We start from the raw sequence: 19,971 nt of genomic DNA, 5'->3' as shown, positions 1-19,971 counted from the left end.
CTTCTGCTCCCGTCGTATGGTCGGATCCTGCGAGTTTATTACAATGAAACCCGTGGAAAAGACTTCGGGTGACGAGCGCAGGGTCGCCGCAGGCGGTCGCGTGCACTCCCGCGCGCGGGAGAGCGTGCTGCGCACCGTCGAGGCGCAGCACGCGCCGGTCTCGATCGGCGCGCTCGCGCAGTCGACGGGGCTCCATGAGAACACGGTGCGGGGCCATCTCGAGCAGCTCCTCGCCGACGGCTACGTGCGCCGCGAGCGCGAGCGCGAGCCGCGCACCGGACCGGGCCGGCCCGCGTGGCTGTGGCGCGCGACGCACTCCGCCGGCGACGCGGTCTACGCGGGACTCGCCACGGCCCTCGCCGCGACGGTCGCACGCAGCGCGGATCCGGTCGGCGACGCGCATGCGGCCGGACGCGCCTGGGGTGCGGAGATCGCCCAGCGCCGCGGCGCCGCATCCCCCGCGCCGTCGCCCGGTGACGCCTCCGCCAGCCAGGGCGCCGGACGTGCCGCGGTCGTCGCCGTCATGCGCGAGCACGGATTCGACCCCGTCGACCTCGGCACCGAGGTGCAGCTGCGCCGCTGCCCGCTCATCGAGGCGGCGACCCGCAACCCCGAGGTCATCTGCGCCGTGCACCAGGGCATGGTCGACGGGATCCTCCTCGCGCAGGGCGCCCCCGCCGGCAGCGAGCTGCTGCCCTTCACCGCTCCCGGGATCTGCACGCTCCGACTGCCGAGCGCATCATGACGCCCCCGACCACCGGTGCGGCGCGTGCGGTCGGCACCCGCTCGGGCGCAGCAGGTCATCGTCCCGGCTGGCGGCTCGGCTGGATCCTGCCCGCGGGCCTCGCCCTGCTCGCGGGTCTCGATGCGGCCCTGCTGCTCCTGGGTCTGCCGGCGCCGGTCAGCGGGGCGCGGCTGGCGCAGATGCACGGTGCGTTCATGGTGTTCGGGTTCGTCGGCACCCTGATCGCGCTGGAGCGCGCGAGCGCCCTGGGACGCTGGTACGGCTATCTCGCGCCGGCCCTGCTGGGGTCGGGAACGATCCTGCTGCTCATCGATGCGGTCCCGCTGATCGCGGCGAAAGCGGTGGTGGCGGCGGGGATGGCCGCGTTCACGCTGGTGTACATCCCGCTCTGGCGGCGGCAGTACGACGCGCCCCTGCTGACGCAGCTGCTCGGCGCCGCCCTGGGCTGCGCGGGTGCGGTGATCTGGCTCGGGCAGGAATCGATGGATCGGATCCTGCCCTGGCTCGTCGCGTTCCTCGTGCTCACCATCGCGGCCGAACGCGTCGAGCTGGCGCGGATCACGATGGGACCCGGCGCGGGGACGCGGCTGCTCGCGCACGCGTGGGCCGTCGCGCTCGCCCTGCTGGTGAGCGTCGCGCTGCCCGGCCTCGGCGCGATCGCGCTCGGGATCGCGCTGCTGTCGCTGGTGGCCTGGCTCGTGCGGCACGACGTGGCGCGGCGCACGATCCGCACGACCGGAGCCACCCGGTACATGGCGGCGTGCATCCTGTCCGGCTACGTCTGGCTCGCCGTCGCGGGCATCGCCCTCCTGTTCGGCTGGCCGCGCGACGCGGCGGCCGTCGACGCCGTCGCACACGCGGTGTTCCTGGGCTACACGATCTCGATGATCATGGCGCATGCGACCACGATCCTGCCCGCGGTGCTGCACGTCCGATTGCCGTACACCCGCGCGTTCTGGGTGCCGGCGGCGCTGCTGCAGCTGAGCCTCGTCGTCCGGATCTGGTTCGGCGACATGCTCGCGATGTCCGTCGCCTGGCGGATCGGCGGCGTGCTCGGCGAGATCGCGCTGCTCGCCTTCCTCGGCGTGGCCGTGGCCCGCGCGGTCTCGGGAGGAGGCGGTCGTGCCCGCGCTCGGTCCTGAGCGGCCGGATCCGCCCGACCGGCCGAGGGGCGAGGCGCCGAACCGCCCCGCGGACCGCGTGCCGGACCGTCCCGCGGACCGCGCGCCGAACCGCGGGTTCTCGGCGCTGCGGGACATCCCGACCGTGCTGTGGCTGCTGCTCGTGGTGGCCGCGGCGCTCGTGCACCGCTCGCTGCCGGTCGCCGGCTGGCTCATGCTGCACCTGCTGCTGCTGGGCGCGGTCACGCACGCGATCCTGGTGTGGAGCCAGTACTTCTCGTTCGCGCTGCTGCGCATCGCCCCGCGCGTCGGCGATCGTCGGACCCAGGCGTGGCGACTCGCGTTCGGCAACGGCGGAGCGCTGCTGGTGCTCGCCGGCGTGGTGCTCGGGATCTGGCCCGTCACGCTGGCCGGCGCGGCCCTGCTGGTGGCGGCGGCGACCTGGCACGGGGTAAGCCTGTGGCTGCGGATGCGGCGCAGCCTGCCCGGCCGGTTCGGGCGCACGATCCGCTACTACATCGCCGCGGCCGCGATGCTCGTGGTCGGCGTCGGACTGGGCGCCTGGCTCGCGCGCGATCACGCCGACCACGATCTGGTGCTCTCGCACGCGCTGCTGCACGTGTTCGGGTGGATCGGCCTCACCGTCGCCGGAACCGTGGTCACGCTGTGGCCGACGATGCTGCGCACGCGCGCCGACCCGCGGTCCGCCGCGGGGGCGGTGCGGGCGCTGCCGGTGCTGGCCGGGGGCGTCGCGGTCGCGGCGGCTGGGGCCGCCGCCGGGCTCGCGCCGGCCGTCGCGCTCGGCCTGCTGGCGTACGCCGCGGGGCTCGCGATCATCGCCGTGTCGTTGTGGCGTGCGGCGCGCCAGGCCGTTCCGCACAGCTTCGCCGCGCTGTCCGTCGGCGCCGGGCTGCTGTGGTGGATCGGCTGCCTCGCCGCCCTCGCCGTGGCCGCGATCACGAGCAGCATCCCCGCGGTCGCGCAGTCCGCCGGATCGCCACGCGACGGCATCCGGATCCGCTGCGCCGTCGGCGCTCGATGCTGCGTCGTCGGCGCTCGGCGCCGTGCAGAGCACGCTCGGACCCGTGCAGAGCACGCTCGACGCGGTCGCGCCCTTCCTCGCCGCGGGGTTCGCCGCCCAGGTGCTGATCGGCGCGCTCAGTTATCTGGTGCCCGTGGTGCTCGGCGGCGGGCCGGGCCCGGTGCGGGCCGGCACCGCGGCGTTCGACCGCCGCGGCCCGCTGCGCGTCGTCGTCGCGAACGTCGCGCTGCTGGTGTGCGCGCTGCCGGTCTCCAGCGTCATGCGGGGTCGCCGCCTCGGTGCTCTACCTCGCTTCCGCGGCCTCGTTCCTGCCGATCCTGGTGCTCGCCATGCGCGCCCAGCGGGCGCGCCAAGGCGCGGCCGGTGCCCGCCGACGCGTCCCGCCGCGGACCGATCGTCCCGGAAGGCGCGCAGCCGCCCGGTCGCCGCGCAGGGCAGGCCGTCGCCGGTCTCCTCACGGTCGTCGCGGTGGTGGCGGGTGCCGCCGCGCTCGACCCGCTCTCGCTGGGGTGGTCGGCACCCGCGCCGGTGGTGGCGGCCGACGCTCCGGTGAAGGTCGTGACCGTCCACGCCGCGAACATGCGCTTCACACCGAACCGCATCGAGGTGCCGTCGGGCACGCACCTGAAGATCGCGCTCACCAACACCGACGCCTCCCAGGTGCACGACCTGGTGCTCGCGAACGGCACCGGCGGCACCCGGCTCGCCCCGGGGCAGTCCGAGACGATCGATGCCGGCGTGATCACGGCGCAGCTGGACGGCTGGTGCTCGATCATCGGGCACCGTCAGGCGGGCATGACGCTCACGATCGTCGCGACCGGATCCGGCTCCTCGCCCGCCCCCGACGCGTCGCCCTCCGGCGCCATGCCCGGGATGCCGGGCATGGCGGGATCCGGATCCGGCGCGATCGACCTCAACGCCGAACCCGGATCCGGATTCCGCCCCTACGACGCCGAGCTGAAGCCTCTCGCACCCGCCACGGGGCCGGTCACGCGGCGGGTCACCCTGACCGTCGCGAACCGCGTGGTCGAGGTCGCGCCGGGCGTCACGCAGACCCTGTGGGAGTACGACGGGAGCGCACCGGGCCCGGTGCTGCACGGCAGAGTCGGCGACACGTTCGTGGTGACTCTCGTCAACCACGGCGACATGGGGCACTCGATCGACTTCCACGCGGGGGCGGTCGCGCCGGACCAGCCGATGCGCACGATCCCGCCGGGGCAGAGCCTGACCTACACGTTCACCGCGACCCGATCCGGGATCTGGATGTACCACTGCTCCACGATGCCGATGAGCGCGCACATCGCGAGCGGCATGTACGGCGCTGTCGTCATCGAACCGGCCGACCTCGCCCCGGTCGCCCGCAGCTATGTGCTGGTGCAGGGCGAGTACTACCTCGGCTCGCACGACGGCGGACAGGTCGACACCGGCAAGGTCGCCGCAGGTACCCCGGATCTGGTGGTCTTCAACGGCTACGCGAACCAGTACGACCACACGCCGCTGACCGCGGCCGTCGGCGAGCGGGTGCGGGTGTGGGTGCTCGACGCCGGCATCGAACGGGCCAGCAGTTTCCACGTCGTGGGCGGGCAGTTCGACACCGTGTGGTCGGAGGGGCGCTATCTGCTCGATCACGCGACCGGCACCGGATCCCAGGCGCTCGGCCTGAATCCGGCGCAGGGAGGATTCGTGGAGCTGGCGTTCCCCGAGGCCGGGCACTACCCGTTCGTGTCGCACTACATGGTCGACGCGGAGCGCGGCGCGCACGGGGTCTTCGACGTGAAGGCTCCGCCGCGCCCCGGTTCCTGAGCGCGGTCGTCAAGCGGACGCTCCCCGAGGCGCAGTCCGCGAAGCCTGCGCTGCTCCGATCTCCTGACGCGATCCATCTGGCCACCGCGATCGCGGTCGGCGCGGGAGAGCTCTGGACGTACGACGATCGCCTCGCCGTCGCCTCGGTCTCCGCGGGCATCGCCGTTCGCGCGCCCCGGTGATACGCCGGATCCGCGACGGACATCGCTCCCCGGACGAGGGGCGATGCCTGCCTACGCCGCCGGATTCGCGCCGATAGGATTGACCTGTCCCGAAAGCTCTGTCACAGAGCCGACTTCTGGGACATTCCCCGCCTCCTCGCGACCATTGGAGCCACCGTGGCCGAACAGTCCCGTCTTGACAAGGTCATCGCCCTCGCCCGCCACCGCGGGTTCGTCTTCCAAGCGGGTGAGATCTACGGCGGTTCGCGGTCGGCCTGGGACTACGGACCCCTCGGCACCGAGCTCAAGGAGAACATCCGCCGCCAGTGGTGGCAGACGTTCGTGCGCGGCCGCGGCGACATGGTGGGCCTGGACTCGTCGATCATCCTGCCCAAGCGCGTGTGGGAGGCCTCGGGCCACGTCGAGACGTTCACGGATCCGCTCGTCGAGTGCCTGCACTGCCACAAGCGCTTCCGCGCCGACAACCTCATCGAGGACTTCGAGGCGCGCAAGGGCCGCCCCGCCGAGAACGGTCTGGCCGACGTGCCCTGCCCGAACTGCGGCACCAAGGGGCAGTACACCGAGCCGAAGGCGTTCTCCGGTCTGGTGAAGACGTACCTCGGTGTCGTGGACGACGAGTCCGGCTTGTACTACCTGCGCCCGGAGACGGCCCAGGGCATCTTCGTGAACTTCTCGAACGTGCTCACCGCGAGCCGCAAGAAGCCGCCGTTCGGCATCGGCCAGGTGGGCAAGGCGTTCCGCAACGAGATCACGCCCGGCAACTTCATCTTCCGCACCCGCGAGTTCGAGCAGATGGAGATCGAGTACTTCGTGCCGCCGGCGGAGGCGCAGGAGTGGTTCGAGCACTGGGTGCAGGAGTGCTGGAACTGGTTCGTCGACCTTGGCATCGACCCCGAGAACATGCGCCAGTTCGACGTCCCCGAGGAGGACCGCGCGCACTACTCCGCCGGCACCATCGACGTCGAGTACCGCTTCGGCTTCGCCGGCAAGGAGTGGGGTGAGCTCATGGGCGTCGCCAACCGCACCGACTACGACCTCTCCAGCCACAGCGAGGCGTCGGGGTCCTCGCTCAGCTACTTCGACCAGGCGTCGGGCGAGAAGTACGTCCCGTACGTGATCGAGCCGTCGTTCGGCCTCACCCGCTCGATGATGGCGTTCCTCGTGGACGCCTACGTCGAGGAGGAGGTGCCGAACGCCAAGGGCGGCACCGACGTGCGCACCGTGCTGAAGCTCGACCCTCGCCTGGCCCCGGTCAAGGTCGCCGTGCTGCCGCTGAGCCGCAACGAGCGCCTCTCGCCGCTCGCCCGCGAGGTGGCCGACACGCTGCGCGGCCACTGGGCCATCGACTTCGACGACGCCGGTGCGATCGGCCGCCGCTACCGCCGCCAGGACGAGATCGGCACCCCGTACTGCGTCACCATCGACTTCGACTCGCTCGAGGACGACGCGGTGACGGTGCGCGACCGCGACACCATGGCCCAGGAGCGCGTGCCTCTCGCCGGCCTGGACGCCTACCTGTCGGAGCGCCTCAAGGGCGCCTGAGCGGGCCTGACGAAGGGGCCGCGATTCATCCGGTGAATCGCGGCCCCTTCGCTGTCTCTCTGTGAGAGCTCAGAAGTCCTCGCCCTCGGCCTGCGAGGGGTGCTTCTCGAACCAGACCGGGCGGCCGATGTGCAGCAGCGCGTCGGTGTCGAAGAGTTCGGGGTCGCGTTCCATGGGAATGCTCCTTTGCGTACGGGAGGGGGTCTGGATCCAGTTTCACGCGCATTCGCAGGCTCTTATCGCCGATCTGACTTGAAAGAAGCGCGGATCCTTCGCAATGTGCAAGGAACCACGTCAGCGGGCGAGCGGCGCCGCCGCGTCGAGGGCGGACAGCTTGCCCGGGTTCGCGACGGAGAACACCTGCGTGATGCGGCCGTCCTCGACCGTGAAGCTCACGGCAGCGAGCAGCTCGCCGCCGACCCGGATCCCCGCGGCGAGCATGCCGTTGACCCGCAGCGGCACGACGGTGAACGCCATGTCGAGCTTGGCGATGCTGCCCTGCAGGAACGCCACCACCCGATCCGCGCCGTGCAGCGGGCGGCGTGCCGCGTGCCGCACGAGCCCGCCGCTGTCGGTGACCGACACCACGTCGGGTGCCAGCACGTCCATGAGACCCTGCACGTCGCCGGAGTTCATCACCGCGATGAAGCGCTGCACCGCGAGGTCGTGCTCGGAGGCGTCCACTGCGACCCGCGGGCGCCGGGCGGCGACGTGGTTGCGCGCCCGGTGCGCGATCTGGCGCACCGCCGCCGGAGTCTTGCCGACGGCCTCCGCGATCTCGTCGAACGCGACGTCGAACACCTCGCGCAGCACGAACACGGCGCGCTCGGTCGGTCCGAGCGTCTCCAGCACCGTGAGCATTGCCACGGACACGCTCTCGGCGAGCACCACGTCCTCGGCCACGTCCGCGGTGGTCAGCAGCGGCTCCGGCAGCCACGGGCCGACGTACTCCTCGCGCCGACGCGACGCCGCCCGGAGCAGGTTCAGCGCCTGCCGTGTGACGATCCGCACGAGGTACGCCCGCGGATCCTGGATCCGCTCCCGATCCACCTCGTCCCAGCGCAGCCACGACTCCTGCAGCACGTCCTCCGCGTCGGCCGCGGATCCGAGGATCTCGTACGCCACCGTGAACAGCAGTCCGCGGTGGGTGACGAACGGATCCTCGGACTCGGCCCCCGGCACGCTGGTCATGCCTGCGACGCTACGCCGGTCGGGGCGGCGGTCGCCAGCGGCGCCAGGCCGCACGCGTCCGCGAAGCCGTCGGAGCGGATGCCCAGCGCGATGTTCGTGCGGGCGGTCGCGTTGAGGTAGCCGACCTTCGCGGCGAGCTCGAGAAGCGCCGGGGCGCCGATCTCCGCCAGCAGCGCGTCGGACAGCTCGTCGGTCACCGCGGGCGGGGTCTGACTCATCGCCTCCGAGTACTCCATCACGAGCCGCTCCAGGTGTGTGAACCGCGTCGACTCGCGCCAGATCGGCACCTCGCGGGCCTTGTCCTCGTCGAGGCCGTGGTCGTGCGCCATGAAGTAGTGCAGGTCGAGGCAGAAGCTGCAGCCGACGGTCGCGGCCGCCGCCATGGTCGCCAGCGTCGAGAGCCCCTTGTCGAGCTCGTGCCACTTCTCGGTCTTGCCGCCGAAGCTCATCATGTCCATCATCACTGGGCGGTGCTGCCACATCACCCCGAGCGAGTCGGGCACGAGGCCGAGCTTGCGTCGCGCGATGGTCTTCACCAGCGCACCGAACGGGCCGGTCACCTCGACGGCCGGGATCCTGGTCGTGTTCGTCATGATCTGCTCCTTCCACGGCGCGTCTCTCACGCCTTCGCACATGGAGACACCGCCGGGCGCCGAAGTGTGACATCCGGATCCGGATCCGCCTCATGGGACGATGGATCCGTGGAGACGACGACCTTCGCCGCGACCGACGGCTTCCCGCACACAGCTCTGGTCGGGGTGACGGGCCCCGAGCAGACGCTCGCCGTACAGGGGGATCCGCAGGCCGTCCTGGCCCTCGCATCGGTGACGAAGCCGCTCACCGCCTGGGGCGCGCTCGTCGCCGTCGATCGCGGGCTCGTGGATCTGGATGAGCCCGCCGGTCCGGCCGGTGCGACCGTGCTGAACCTGCTCGACCACACCAGCGGCCTGCCCATGGAGGGGGAGGCGCCGTTGCGCCCGGTCGGTGAGCGCCGGATCTACTCGAACGCCGGATTCGACGCCCTGGCCGCGCACATCGCCGACGCCGCGGGCATGGACTTCGTCGACTGGATGCTCCGCGAGGTGACCCTCCCGCTCGGCCTGGACCGCACCGACGTGACCGGACGGCCGTCCGCGGGCGCACTCGCCTCGATCGAGGACCTGCTGATCTTCGGTCGCGAGGTGCTGCGCCCCACGCTGATCCCGGCGGCGCTGCGGGACCTCGCGCTCACCGTCTCCCACCCGGGCCTGCGCGGCATCGTGCCGGGCTACGGGTCGTACGCCGACAACCAGTGGGGCCTCGGCTTCGAGCTCAAGGGCGTCAAGTCGCCGCACTGGCTGGCCGACACGTTCCCGCCCGAGACCGCCGGGCACTTCGGCGCGCTCGGCAGCTTCCTCTTCATCGACCGCTCCCGCGACATCGCCGCCGCGTTCCTCTCCGGCGTCCCGTTCGGCGAGGAGCACAAGCGGATCTGGCCCGCGCTCACTCAGGAGATCGCCGACCGTTACGGCCGCTGATCAGGATCCGGCCACCGCGCGGGCATACCGCTCCGACAGCACCCGCAGGCGGGGGATCAGCTCCGGCGGCGACTCCACGGTGAAGTCCATCATGAGCATCCCGATGTACGCGGCCACCGTGTCCAGGCTGTCGGCACCGGTCACCAGGACGCAGTGGTCGTCGTCGACGGGTTCGACCACGCCGACGGCAGGGTTGATGCGGTCGAGCACCGTCTGCGCCGAGGCGTCGATCCGCAGACGCGCATGCACCTTCCAGCCGCTCGCCGCGATCGTGCGCATCGCGAAGGCGGTGTAGTCGCCGCCCTCCAGCGGCTGCGGATCGAATCGCCGCCGCGTCGGCATGCGCAGCGACATCCAGTCCACCCGGTAGGTGCCCCAGGCTCCGCTCACCGGATCCCGGGCGACGAGGTGCCAGCGCCGCTGCCAGCTGAGCAGGCGGTAGGGCTCCACGAGCACCGGCTCGCCCTGATAGTCGAAGCGCAGCCATTCCACGTCGCGGATGGCGGCCGCCACGGCGCCCAGCACCGAGGCGTCGACCTCGGGATCCGGGGCGTCGGTGCCGGTGTTCTCCTGGCCGCGGTCGATCGTGGATCCGAGCGCGTCGACCAGGGGTCTCAGGCGCGAGGGGAGCACCTGCTCGAGCTTCGCGAGCGCGCGCGCCCCCGACTCCTCGACCCCGGTCACCCCCGCCGCCATCTGGAGCCCCACGGTGACGGCCTCATCCGGTGAAGACGTATCCGGCTTGCTCGCGCTGTTCCGTGCGTTCGGCCTGGTGCGGCCCCTCGCGGTCGTCTTCCTCGGGGTCCTCGCGATCGTGCTGGGAGTGCGGTCCGAGCCGGGATCCGTGCCCGTGTACTCCTCGGCGAGCTCTTGACCCGTCATCGTGTTGCGGGCGGCGGCCCTCGCCTGCGGCAGGCGGGGTAGCCTCGGATCCGGGCCGGGTCCGGCCCCCCCGCCGCCACCCGAAGGAGATCCGTCATGGCCGAGGTCGAGAGCTTCACCCTGGACCACACCGCCGTCAAAGCGCCCTACATCCGCCTGATCGGCGTGGAGCAGGGGCCGCGCGGCGACGAGATCTCGAACTTCGACGTGCGCTTCGTGCAGCCGAACGAGGGCGAGATCCCGACCGCCGGACTGCACACCATCGAGCACCTGCTCGCGTCGCTGCTGCGCGACCGCGTGGACGGCGTCATCGACATCTCGCCCTTCGGCTGCCGCACCGGCTTCCACCTCATCACGTGGGGACGGCCCGAGGTGCCCGCGCTCGTCGACGCGATCACCGACAGCCTGCGCTTCATCGCCGAGAAGGCCGAGTGGAGCGACGTGCCGGGCGTCAGCGCCGTCGAGTGCGGCAACTACCGCGACCACAGCCTGCACAGCGCGCGCGAGTGGTCGGCGCGGATCGTGGAGCAGGGCATCAGCCGCGACGCCTTCACGCGCGTACTGGGCTGAGCACCACGCGCCGGGCGGACCGCGCCGCAGGACCCGGGAGAAGGACGGGGTGGGCAGCGCTCCCCATCGGCGGCTGACGACGCCCCGGGATACCGTGGTCCGGTGACGAACGAGACGCCCGCCACCCCCGCTCCGAGCAATCCCGCGCCTCAGACGGCGCATGCCCCGAGCGCCGGCGTTGCCGACGCCTCCACGGCGGGCCCGGCCGCTGCCTCTGCGCCGGTCCGCGACGTCCGGGCCGGGCTTGCGCAGCTCCGGGGACGCGTGGGCCCGGCGGTTGGCGGCGCGGATGTCGCGAAGCGCCTGCGCGCCTTCGAGGACGGCACGCTCTACATCGACTCGACGAGTTCGGCGGCGTTCGTCGCGTGGCTCGTCGACGCGGTCCTCGTCAACGGCATGGCCATCGGCCTGGCCGTCCTCTACGGCATGCGGTCGACGGATCCGTATGCCGCGGCCGGGGCGGGCGTGATCGCGCTCGCGCTGCTGGTGCTGCTGCCCCTCTGCTACGGCTGGGCATACCGGAACGGCCGCGCCCTCGGCGGGCTCCTCACCGGCACGCGCCTGGTGCGGATGAAGGACGGATCCCGGATCGGCTTCGCGAAGGCCGGCTGGGCGATGCTGATCCGCACACTGCTCATGCCGATCGCGTTCTGGGCGACGCTGGACGGCCTCAGCCAGGTGCGCGTCAGCATCGATGACGCCGCGACCCAGCGGCTCCGCGCCGCCGGCTTCGACCGCCTTCCCGCGTAGCCCCCGGGTCGGCCTCGCGGCACGTCCTCTCTGTCCGCCGAAACCCCCACGGTCCCCCGAAACCCCCACGCTCGCTCGCGCGCACGTGGGGGTTCCGGCGGGGCGGAGGGGTCTCGGCGGGTCAGGCGCGGGCGATGCGCAGCGTGCGCACCTCGAAGGGCCGCAGCGACAGCGCTTCGCCGGTGCGCGGCGTCTCCAGCTCCTGCTCGATCAGCGACACCTCGCGGATCCCGCCGTGATCGAAGCCGACCGACACGGATCCGCTCGCGCGCCGGCCGAGCGACTCGTACACACGCACGATCACGTCGCCGGAGCGGTCGTCGGCGAGCTTCACGCTCGACACCACGATGCCCTCGCCGTCCACGGAGACCAGCGGCTCGACCTCGTTCGCACCGCGGACGACGGTTGCCGGCGCGTTCAGCGCGATGCCCTCGGCGGTCGCGATCGCGGCGTCCGCGCCGATCACCAGACCCACTCGGATCTCGTGCCGGCCGTGGTCGGTGTCCGGGTCGGGGAAGCGCGGGGCGCGCAGCAGCGACAGCCGCACCGTGGTGGTGACATCGTCGCCGTCGACGTCGCGCGTCGTGTCGTACCCGTAGATCGAGTCGTTCACCAGCGCGGCGCCGAACCCGCCGTCCTCCTGCACGAGCACGAAGCGGTGCATCGAGGTCTCGAACTTCGCGGCCTCCCAGCTCGTGTTCACATGCGTGACGCGGCGCTGGAAGCCGAACTGCGTCTCGGCGGCCGTCTCCCGCGCGAACACGTCCAGCGGGAACGCCAGCTTCAGCAGCTTCTCGGTCTCGTGCCAGTCGATCTCGTTGCGCAGGTGCACGGTGCGGGATCCGGGAGCCAGCGTGATCGTCTGTCGCAGGCTGGACTGCGAGAACGGCCGCTCCACCACGACCGTCGCGACGCCGTCCTCGACCGACGCGGAGATCGACGCCACGGCGGTGAGGTCGTCCACGCGGTTGCGGTAGTACTTGTCGATGTCCCACGCGTCCCACATGTTGGGGAAGTCCTGGTGCAGCTGGAACAGGTTCGCCGGACGGCCTGCGGGGATCGTCTCGCGACCCGACGCCTTGTCGATCGCCGAGGTGATGAGGCCCTCGGCGGAGATCATGACGGTGACGAGGTCGTTCTCGAGACGGAAGCTGGATCCGGTCTCCGTGAGGGAGACGCCCTTCGTCTCGCTGCGCTCGCTCAGGGACCGGGCCGCGGCGCCGAGCGCGCGGGCGCCGGATCCGACGCCGACGGACGTGGGCGTGAACACCAGCTCCACTTCGCCGGATCCCGCCAGCGCCGCACGGGCGGCGTCGGACAGCGCGCGCGCCTCCGCGAGCACACCGGACAGCACCGCGACGGCCTCCCGGTGCACCCAGGCGATCGACGTGCCCGGCAGGATGTCGTGGAACTCGTGCAGCAGCACGGTCTGCCACAGCCGGTCGAGCGCGTCGTGCGGATACGCCGTGCCGAGGCGCACCGCGGCGGTGGTCGCCCACAGCTCCGCCTCGATGAGCGCCTGCTCGGCCCAGCGGTGCAGCGCCTTCGTGGCGTGCTGGCTGGTGAGGGTGCCGCGGTGCAGCTCGAGGTAGAGCTCGCCGACCCACACGGAGGGATCCGGCAGCTCCGCCTTGGCGGCGTCGAAGAACTCGTCGGGATGGATCCACTCCACCCGCGCGCTGCCCTCGAGGTCGGCGAGGCGGGCGGCCTTGCCGGTCATCTCGCGGGTCGTGCCGCCGCCGCCGTCGCCCCAGCCGACCGGGGCGATCGAGCGGGTCGCGACCCGGTTCTCCTTGAACTGACGGGAGGCCTTGGCGACCTCCATGCCGCTCAGCTGCGAGTTGTAGGTGTCCATCGGCGGGAAGTGCGTGAAGATCCGGGATCCGTCGATGCCCTCCCAGTCGAACGTGTGGTGCGGGAACACGTTGCGCTGGTTCCAGGAGATCTTCTGCGTGAAGAACCACTCGAACCCGGCCCGGCGCATGAGCTGCGGCAGGGCGGGGGAGTAGCCGAAGCTGTCGGGAAGCCAGACGCCCTTCGAGCGGATCCCGAACTCGCGCTCGAAGAACCGCTGCCCGTGGGAGAACTGGCGCACCAGCGACTCGCCCGTCGGCATCACGGTGTCGGACTCGACCCACATGCCGCCCAGCGGCAGGAAGCGGCCCTCCGCGACGGCGGCCTTGATCCGCTGCCACACCTCCGGGCGGTGCTCCTTCATCCACGCGTACTGCTGCGCGCTGGACATGCCGTAGCGGAACTGCGGCTGCTCCTCGATCAGGCTCGTCATCGACGACGTGGTGCGGGCGACCTTGCGCACCGTCTCGCGCAGCGGCCACAGCCAGGCGGAGTCGATGTGCGCGTGCCCGATGGCGGCGATGCGGTGCGCGCTCGCGTCTGCGGGCGCGGCCAGCACCTCGGCCAGCTGCCCGCGGGCCTCGCCGGCGGTCTCCACGATGCTCTGCAGATCGAGCACGTCGAGGGCATTGTCGAGCGCCTGCAGGATCCGCATGCGGCGTGGGCTGGTCTCAGGCAGCTCCGCCTGCAGCTCGAGCAGCACCTCGAGGTCGAGGGAGAGTTCGAACACCTCGGCCTCGAACACGGCGAGATCCATGTGCCGGACGCGGTAGAGCGGATCCGGGGAGGAGGTGAGGATGTCGCCCTCCTGCGTCGGCAGGAAGGGGTGGTAGTCCAGCAGCACGGGGTTGGACGCTCCCTCGAGGAACAGCTCGACGGTCTCGCCGCCCTCGGCTGCCTCGGCGATCGGCAGCCACTGGTTGCGCGGGTTCAGGCTCTTCACCGGCACGGGCTCACCGTCGGGTCCGATGCGATAGGCGAGCGCCTCGCACTGGAAGCCGGTCATGTTGATGTCGAAGCCGAGGTCGACGAGCGCCTCGACGCGCTTGCCGGCCCAGTCGGCGGGAACGGTGCCGCGGAGCCGGAACCAGGTGGTGCCCCACGCGGGTCCCCACTGCTGACCCGCGGCGAAGGGCGCGTAGTCGAGCGCGAGTCCGTCGGCGGGCGCGATGGGTTCGCCGGGGAGGGCGTGCGCGGCGATCTCCAGCGGGACGCGGGCGGAGTGGACGGCGGGGCGCACCCGCTCGGTGAGCACGCGGATGACGCGGCCGACGGTGAGCGAGGTCTCTTCGTGCACGGGGGTGCTCCTTCGCGGTGCGAGAATGTGAGGACGCCGGGGCATCCTGTTCCCCAGGTCCAACTAAAACGATCTAGTACGGTGAGTCTATGTCACAGGCGAAGCGCATCACCATCGCCGATATCGCGCGCCTCGCCGGTGTGTCGCCGGGCGCCGTCTCGTTCGCGCTGAACGGGCGCCCCGGTGTCAGCGAGCAGACGCGGCAGCGCATCCTCGAGATCGCCGAGCAGCACCAGTGGCAGCCGAGTTCGGCCGCCCGCGCACTGGTCGGATCCCGCGCCGGGGTCGTCGGCTTCGCCGTCAACCGCCCTGCGCGCACCCTCGGCACCGAGGCGTTCTTCACCGACCTCATCGTCGGCGTGCAGTCCGCGCTCGCCCTGCACGGCATCGCCCTGCAGCTCGTCGTGGTTTCCTCCATCGAGGAGGAGATGGCGACCTACCGGCGCTGGCGCAGTGCGAACCAGGTCGACGGCGTGATCGTCATCGACCCGCGCGACGACGACCCGCGCCTGGCGCTGCTGCCCTCCCTCCCGCTGCCGGCCGTCGTGATCGGCAGCAGCGACTCCGCCGGCGATCCGCCGACGATCTGGCTCGACGACGAAGCAGCCGCGCACGCCCTGTTCGACTACCTCGCCGCGCTCGGGCACCGCCAGATCGCCTACGTCTCCGGCCCGGCCGAGTTCCAGCACACCCGGATCCGCTCCGACGTGCTCGCCGCGCTCGCGGGTCGCGGCGTGACGGGGGAGACCCTCGTCACCGACTTCTCCCCGGCGGCGGCGACCGCGGCCACGCGCACGCTGCTGAGCCGTGCCGCGAGGCCCAGCGCCATCGTCTACGACAACGACGTGATGGCGATCGCGGGCCTCAGGGTCGCCCAGGAGATGGGCGTCGCTGTGCCGCGCGCGCTGTCGGTGGCGTCGTTCGACGACTCCGTGGTCACTGGGCTGGTGCACCCGTCCATCACCTGCCTCACCCGTGACACCTTCGCCCTCGGCGAGCAGGCGGCGACCTTCCTGCTGGAGCGGATCGGATCCGCCGAGCCGCTGCCCTCGCGCCGCGGCACCGCGCCCGCCCTCACGATCCGCGAGAGCACGGCCGCGCCCGCGGAGTGACGCGGCGCGGGCCGAGGGCTGCCGCGTCGGGCGCTTCCGGGAGGCGGCCGCTCTCCGGAAGCGTGCGGGCCGGTCGGATAGGATCTCCCTACGCCCGACGAGAGGAACCGCAGATGACGCCGGACGCCGCGAAGAAGCACCAGGACTACAACCCGGGCCCGCGCGTGGGGATCACGTTCTCCACCTTCGACCTGCTGCACGCAGGCCACATCATGATGCTCGCCGAGGCCAAGCGGCAGTGCGACTACCTGATCTGCGGTCTGCAGATGGATCCCACGCTCGACCGCCCGGAGAAGAACGCCCCCACGCAGACCGTGGTCGAGCGCTACATCCAGCTCCGCGGCTGCGAGTACGTCGACGAGATCGTGCCGTACTCCACCGAGCAGGACCTGGAGGACATCCTCCGCTCCTTCAAGCTCGACGTCCGCATCGTCGGCGACGAGTACCAGGACCGCGACTTCACCGGCCGCGCCTACTGCGAGGAGGCGGGCATCGAGCTGTACTTCAACCGCCGGGACCACCGCTTCTCGAGCTCCGGCCTGCGCAAGATCGTCGCGGCCAAGGAGGCCGAGCGGGTCAACGGATCCGCCGGAGCCTGACCACCGGACCCCGTCAGGATCCGGTTCGGGCCTCCACGACGGTGTTGTTCGAGGAGTAGGTCCCGGATCCGGTGCTCAGGTCGGGTCGGATCAGCTCGGTGATGCCGCGCGCGGCGAGGGCTGCAGGATCCGCCGCGACGTGCGAGGTCACGAACGCGGGGTCGAGACCCGATCCGCACGCGTCGACCCAGGCCTGGAAGATCGCGCCGCCGGGGCTCATCGCGGCACGGCTGACCGGTACCTCCTGCTCGTCGACCTCGACCACGATCGCGGTCGGGCGTGCAGGCGCGGGACGTCGCTCGCGCAGCTCGGGGATGATCTCGGCGAAGCGACGCCCGATCGGCTTCGCCGTCCCGGTCTGATCGATGAGCCCGAGGGAGTACTCCAGCTCCGGGTAGTCGGCGAGCGCACGGCTCACATCGTGCGAGCACCACCACGTGACGCCCCAGAGGTTCTCCGTGCGCGCTGCCGCCCGCACCGTCGCCTCGAGGAAGCCGGGGGTCTGCTCGGGCTCCAGGCAGTTCGACGGGGCGCCGACCTCCTGCAGCCACACCGGGCGGTGCGGATCCGTCGCGAACGCCCGGGAGAGCTCGATCATGTACTCCGCGTGCCGGTCGCTCGCGGCGCTGCGCCCGCCGTAGCGCTGCGCGGTGCCGTTGAAGATCCAGGAGTGCACCGTGGTCATCGCGCCGATGCGGCTCGCATGCGTCGGCACGAACCCGTGCCCGTCCATGTACCACGCGGCGTCGTACTCGCTGTGCACGTGCGGCAGCCCGGGCGCCGAGCGCTGGGCGGCGTCCAGCAGCGTGGTGAGCCAGCCCGCCGCCTCGTCAGGGGTGACCGGCCACGGGTGCGGGTGGACCGCGGCCGAGAACTGGTTCACCTCGTTGCCGAGCGTGAAGCCCAGGAAGCCCGGGGCGTCGCGCAGGGCCTCGCCCAGGCGCTCGACGAGCGCGACCTGGCCGCTCAGCGCCTGCGGGTGGGTGAACAGGTTCTTGTCGTGCCAGGTGAACAGCCACGACGGGATGAAGTCGAAGCTCGACAGATGCCCCTGGATGACGTCGACGCTCGCGTCCAGACCGAACTCGGAAGCCGTGTCGACCACCGCTCGCACATCGGCGATCGCCTTCTCGCGGATGAGGGTGCGGTTGGGCTGCAGCACGGTCCACAGCGGGAAGATCCGCACATGGTCCAGGCCGAGCGCCGCGAGCCCGGCGAAGTCGCGCCGCACGGCGTCGAGGTCGAGGTCGAGCCAGGCGTGCATCCACTCCTGCGACGGCGTGTAGTTCGCACCGAACCGCACGGGGGTATGGGCAGTGGCGGGCGTGGTCACGCGGGGTCCTCTCGGAGACGTCCAGGCCTGTGAGCGTAGTGCATCGGCGCGGGGGCGGAGATCCATCAACTATAGGGGTTTAGTCACCATCTGGGTCAAATGACCCAAGGCTAAGGATGTCGTCATCGGTCGCAATGACCAGCAGAACGCGGGAAATCAGGGATTGTTCGACGGGGTGCAAGCTGCGACTGGACGAGGCATTCCGGGTGTGGCAAGGTTTCGGCTATAGCGTTTCAGTATGTACGTCGCCCTCCCGGCGACCTGCACATCGACCTGGTCCCGTCCCTGGACATGCCGGGGCACCTGCGGCACGTGCTGACCGCGCATCCGGAGCTGTGGCTGCCGGAGGCGCCCGGCCTCGCCACCGATCATGCCCTCGACATCACCCGCAAGGATCCGATCCGCTTCGCCCTCGCGCTCATCGACGACCTGATCGCCGTGTTCCCGCACAGCACCCGCTGGAACTTCGGCGGCGACGAGTTCGTCGATTTCGACCGTATGGCCGAGTTCCCCGGTCTCGCGGCCGCGGCGCGGGAGCGGTACGGGCCCGCCGGGACCGGCTTCGACCTGCTCACCGCCTTCGCGAACCGCGTCGCCGCCCATCTGCGCGACCGCGGCCTCGAGGCGCGCGCCTGGAACGACGGCCTGCTGCGCAGTGCGGTCGAGCTCCTGGATCCGGAGATCGTGCTGACCTGGTGGACGAACTGGCACGCGCACATGCGCCCGGTCGCCGATGCGCTCGCCGCGGGCCACCGGATCGTCAACGTCAACGACGCGCTGTTCTACTACGTGCTCGGCGAGAACGCCGGCTACCGGTACCCGACGGCCGCGCGGATCTGGGCGGCGGACTGGCATCCGGGGGTGTTCCCGGCACTCTGGGGTCCCGCGGGGCAGAGCACCGTGCCGCAGGAGTTCCCGCGGCCGTACCCGGACTGGCTGCTCGGCGTGTCGTTCGCGGTGTGGTCCGACCGGCCCGAGGCGCAGAGTCTCGCGGAGGTCGCCACGGGCATCCGCGCTCCGCTGCGGGCGATCACTGAGCGCGCGTGGAACGCCGGATCCGCCCTGTCCCTGACCGAGTTCGAGCAGCTGGACGCCGCGATCGGCTCGGTCGCGACCGCGGTCTACGCTGAGACCCTGTGACCCCCATCTCCGCGCAGACCGCGGCGCTGTGCCCCACGCCCGCTCAGCTGCGGTGGCAGCGCGCGGGCACGGGCGTGTTCCTGCACTTCGGGCTCAACACGTTCTTCGGAGTCGAGTGGAGCGACGGCACCCTGCCCGCGTCCGGCTTCGATCCGGCGCAGCTGGACGCCCGCCAGTGGGTGGCCGCGGCGCGCACCGCGGGCGCAGCTTACGTCGTGCTCACCGCGAAGCACCACGACGGCTTCTGCCTGTGGCCGACCGCGACGACCGACTACTCCGTCGCGTCGAGCCCGTGGCGGGACGGCCGCGGCGACGTCGTCCGGGAGCTGGCCGATGCCTGCGCCGAGGCAGGGATGGGTCTCGGCCTGTACCTCTCGCCTTGGGACCGCCACGACCCCCGCTATCCGGATCCGCAGGCCTATGACGACGTCTACTGCGCTCAGCTCACTGAGCTCGTCACGCAGTACGGCGACCTCGTCGAGGTGTGGTTCGACGGCGCGGGATCCGCTGGCCGCGTCTACGACTGGGAGCGGATCGCCGGCATCGTCCGCCGGCACCAGCCCGATGCCGTGATCTTCAACATGGGCGATCCCGACATCCGGTGGGTCGGCAACGAAGACGGTCTCGCGACCGATCCCGTCGAGTACGTCGTCGACGTCACGCCCAACGACGTGCACACCGACGCGATGCTCGGCCTCGGCGGGGCGCGCTACCTGCCGCCGGAGTGCGACGTGTCGCTGCGGCACGGCTGGTTCTGGCAGCCCGGCGACGAGCCGAAGGGTCTCGAACACCTCCTCGGGATCCATTACCGCTCGCTCGGCCTCGGCGCGAACCTGCTGCTGAACGTGCCCCCGAACCGCGATGGTCTCATCGACCCGGCCGATCTCGCGCGGCTCGGCGAGTACGCGGCAGAGCTGAGCCGGCGCTTCGGCTCTCCCCTCGAGGCCGCGCTCACGCCGTTCGGCGACGGACGCTGGCGCGTCGACTTCGGCGCGGACGTCATGATCGACCACCTCGAACTCGTCGAGCGCCTCGAGAACGGGCAGCGGATCGTCGGGCACCGTGTGACCGACGAGGGCGACGAGGTCTGCGGTGGGGGAACCGTGGGGATCCGCCGGCTGCACGCCTTCCGCCGCCGCACCGTCCGCACGCTCGAGATCGTGCTCGACGGTCCTGCTCCCGTGCTCGCCGCCGTGCGCGGCTATCTCACCGGCGCCGAGTCGGAGCCGGCCATCCCCGCGACCGAGGAGTACCGCGCCCACGACGGCGACATGGTCATGATGTGAGCGCG

At 71.6% G+C, this 19,971-nt stretch carries 17 protein-coding genes; 12 read left to right on the top strand and 5 right to left on the bottom strand.

All coding sequences use genetic code 11. The features are described 5' to 3' along the window. Positions 1 to 52: 52 nt before the first annotated feature. The 4 genes from ACYQ1L_RS17775 (at position 53) to ACYQ1L_RS17760 (ending at position 6,435) form a co-directional block, all read left to right on the top strand. Positions 53 to 745, top strand: coding sequence for a helix-turn-helix transcriptional regulator (locus ACYQ1L_RS17775; RefSeq protein WP_460005335.1), 693 nt, complete (start codon positions 53 to 55; stop codon positions 743 to 745). After that, entirely contained in the window at positions 742 to 1,887 is a 1,146-nt protein-coding gene (locus tag ACYQ1L_RS17770) for a hypothetical protein (protein WP_460005334.1), read from the top strand. The genes ACYQ1L_RS17775 and ACYQ1L_RS17770 overlap by 4 nt, the downstream gene beginning before the upstream one ends. Then, positions 1,868 to 4,711 carry a multicopper oxidase domain-containing protein gene (locus ACYQ1L_RS17765; RefSeq protein WP_460005333.1) on the top strand — a complete coding sequence of 948 codons (2,844 nt, stop codon included), beginning with the start codon at positions 1,868 to 1,870 and terminating at the stop codon, positions 4,709 to 4,711. Before ACYQ1L_RS17770 ends, ACYQ1L_RS17765 begins: the two co-directional genes overlap by 20 nt. A gap of 338 nt (positions 4,712 to 5,049) precedes the next feature. Beyond that, entirely contained in the window at positions 5,050 to 6,435 is a 1,386-nt protein-coding gene (locus tag ACYQ1L_RS17760) for a glycine--tRNA ligase (RefSeq protein WP_460005332.1), read from the top strand. A gap of 294 nt (positions 6,436 to 6,729) precedes the next feature. Here ACYQ1L_RS17760 and ACYQ1L_RS17755 read toward each other — a convergent pair whose 3' ends face one another. Both ACYQ1L_RS17755 and ACYQ1L_RS17750 read right to left on the bottom strand, forming a co-directional pair. After that, on the bottom strand, positions 6,730 to 7,626 hold the full coding sequence (locus ACYQ1L_RS17755; protein ID WP_460005331.1) for an RNA polymerase sigma-70 factor: 897 nt from the start codon (positions 7,624 to 7,626) through the stop codon (positions 6,730 to 6,732). Further along, entirely contained in the window at positions 7,623 to 8,219 is a 597-nt protein-coding gene (locus ACYQ1L_RS17750) for a carboxymuconolactone decarboxylase family protein (RefSeq protein WP_460005330.1), read from the bottom strand. Before ACYQ1L_RS17750 ends, ACYQ1L_RS17755 begins: the two co-directional genes overlap by 4 nt. A 108-nt stretch (positions 8,220 to 8,327) precedes the next feature. Between ACYQ1L_RS17750 and ACYQ1L_RS17745 the strand changes: the two genes are divergently transcribed. Next, entirely contained in the window at positions 8,328 to 9,143 is an 816-nt protein-coding gene (locus ACYQ1L_RS17745) for a serine hydrolase domain-containing protein (protein ID WP_460005329.1), read from the top strand. Here ACYQ1L_RS17745 and ACYQ1L_RS17740 read toward each other — a convergent pair whose 3' ends face one another. Beyond that, positions 9,144 to 9,851, bottom strand: coding sequence for a helix-turn-helix transcriptional regulator (locus ACYQ1L_RS17740; RefSeq protein ID WP_460005328.1), 708 nt, complete (start codon positions 9,849 to 9,851; stop codon positions 9,144 to 9,146). Position 9,852: 1 nt separating this feature from the next. Here ACYQ1L_RS17740 and ACYQ1L_RS17735 point away from each other — a divergent pair, with 1 nt between their 5' ends. From ACYQ1L_RS17735 to ACYQ1L_RS17725, 3 genes are all read left to right on the top strand, one after another. Next, positions 9,853 to 10,017: a hypothetical protein gene (locus ACYQ1L_RS17735; protein ID WP_460005327.1), complete on the top strand. Its 165-nt coding sequence runs from the start codon at positions 9,853 to 9,855 to the stop codon at positions 10,015 to 10,017. Between the two features lie 104 nt (positions 10,018 to 10,121). Then, positions 10,122 to 10,595, top strand: a complete 474-nt coding sequence (locus tag ACYQ1L_RS17730; RefSeq protein ID WP_460005326.1) for an S-ribosylhomocysteine lyase — start codon at positions 10,122 to 10,124, stop codon at positions 10,593 to 10,595. A 102-nt stretch (positions 10,596 to 10,697) separates the two neighbouring features. Further along, positions 10,698 to 11,345 (top strand): RDD family protein, encoded by a 648-nt coding sequence (locus ACYQ1L_RS17725; RefSeq protein ID WP_460005325.1) that lies wholly within the window; start codon positions 10,698 to 10,700, stop codon positions 11,343 to 11,345. Between the two features lie 121 nt (positions 11,346 to 11,466). On the opposite strand, the gene ACYQ1L_RS17720 is transcribed toward ACYQ1L_RS17725, so the two are convergent. Further along, positions 11,467 to 14,496 carry an alpha-mannosidase gene (locus ACYQ1L_RS17720; RefSeq protein WP_460005324.1) on the bottom strand — a complete coding sequence of 1,010 codons (3,030 nt, stop codon included), beginning with the start codon at positions 14,494 to 14,496 and terminating at the stop codon, positions 11,467 to 11,469. 89 nt (positions 14,497 to 14,585) lie between these two features. On the opposite strand from ACYQ1L_RS17720, the gene ACYQ1L_RS17715 reads away from it, so the two are divergent. Together ACYQ1L_RS17715 and ACYQ1L_RS17710 are read left to right on the top strand one after the other, a co-directional pair. Beyond that, positions 14,586 to 15,608, top strand: coding sequence for a LacI family DNA-binding transcriptional regulator (locus ACYQ1L_RS17715; protein WP_460005323.1), 1,023 nt, complete (start codon positions 14,586 to 14,588; stop codon positions 15,606 to 15,608). Positions 15,609 to 15,721: 113 nt separating this feature from the next. Further along, the gene (locus tag ACYQ1L_RS17710; RefSeq protein ID WP_159574580.1) at positions 15,722 to 16,207 is read left to right on the top strand and encodes an adenylyltransferase/cytidyltransferase family protein; all 486 of its coding nucleotides are present in this window, start codon (positions 15,722 to 15,724) and stop codon (positions 16,205 to 16,207) included. A 13-nt stretch (positions 16,208 to 16,220) separates the two neighbouring features. Here ACYQ1L_RS17710 and ACYQ1L_RS17705 read toward each other — a convergent pair whose 3' ends face one another. Further along, positions 16,221 to 17,540 (bottom strand): glycoside hydrolase 5 family protein, encoded by a 1,320-nt coding sequence (locus tag ACYQ1L_RS17705; protein ID WP_460005322.1) that lies wholly within the window; start codon positions 17,538 to 17,540, stop codon positions 16,221 to 16,223. Between the two features lie 162 nt (positions 17,541 to 17,702). Here ACYQ1L_RS17705 and ACYQ1L_RS17700 point away from each other — a divergent pair, with 162 nt between their 5' ends. Further along, a complete protein-coding gene (locus ACYQ1L_RS17700) occupies positions 17,703 to 18,680 on the top strand; it encodes a family 20 glycosylhydrolase (protein WP_460005853.1) in 978 nt (325 codons plus the stop codon). After that, positions 18,677 to 19,966: an alpha-L-fucosidase gene (locus ACYQ1L_RS17695; RefSeq protein ID WP_460005321.1), complete on the top strand. Its 1,290-nt coding sequence runs from the start codon at positions 18,677 to 18,679 to the stop codon at positions 19,964 to 19,966. The genes ACYQ1L_RS17700 and ACYQ1L_RS17695 overlap by 4 nt, the downstream gene beginning before the upstream one ends. Positions 19,967 to 19,971: the final 5 nt, after the last annotated feature.

This window comes from Microbacterium xylanilyticum, assembly GCF_054654695.1.
This window is presented reverse-complemented; position numbering and strand designations above follow the sequence as displayed.

Excerpts from the sequence above, each read along its gene's own strand:
- ACYQ1L_RS17750 (WP_460005330.1), bottom strand. The coding sequence starts at position 8,219 with ATGACGAACACGACCAGGATCCCGGCCGTCGAGGTGACCGGCCCGTTC.
- ACYQ1L_RS17730 (WP_460005326.1), top strand. The coding sequence starts at position 10,122 with ATGGCCGAGGTCGAGAGCTTCACCCTGGACCACACCGCCGTCAAAGCG.
- ACYQ1L_RS17770 (WP_460005334.1), top strand. The coding sequence starts at position 742 with ATGACGCCCCCGACCACCGGTGCGGCGCGTGCGGTCGGCACCCGCTCG.
- ACYQ1L_RS17715 (WP_460005323.1), top strand. The coding sequence starts at position 14,586 with ATGTCACAGGCGAAGCGCATCACCATCGCCGATATCGCGCGCCTCGCC.
- ACYQ1L_RS17710 (WP_159574580.1), top strand. The coding sequence starts at position 15,722 with ATGACGCCGGACGCCGCGAAGAAGCACCAGGACTACAACCCGGGCCCG.
- ACYQ1L_RS17755 (WP_460005331.1), bottom strand. The coding sequence starts at position 7,626 with ATGACCAGCGTGCCGGGGGCCGAGTCCGAGGATCCGTTCGTCACCCAC.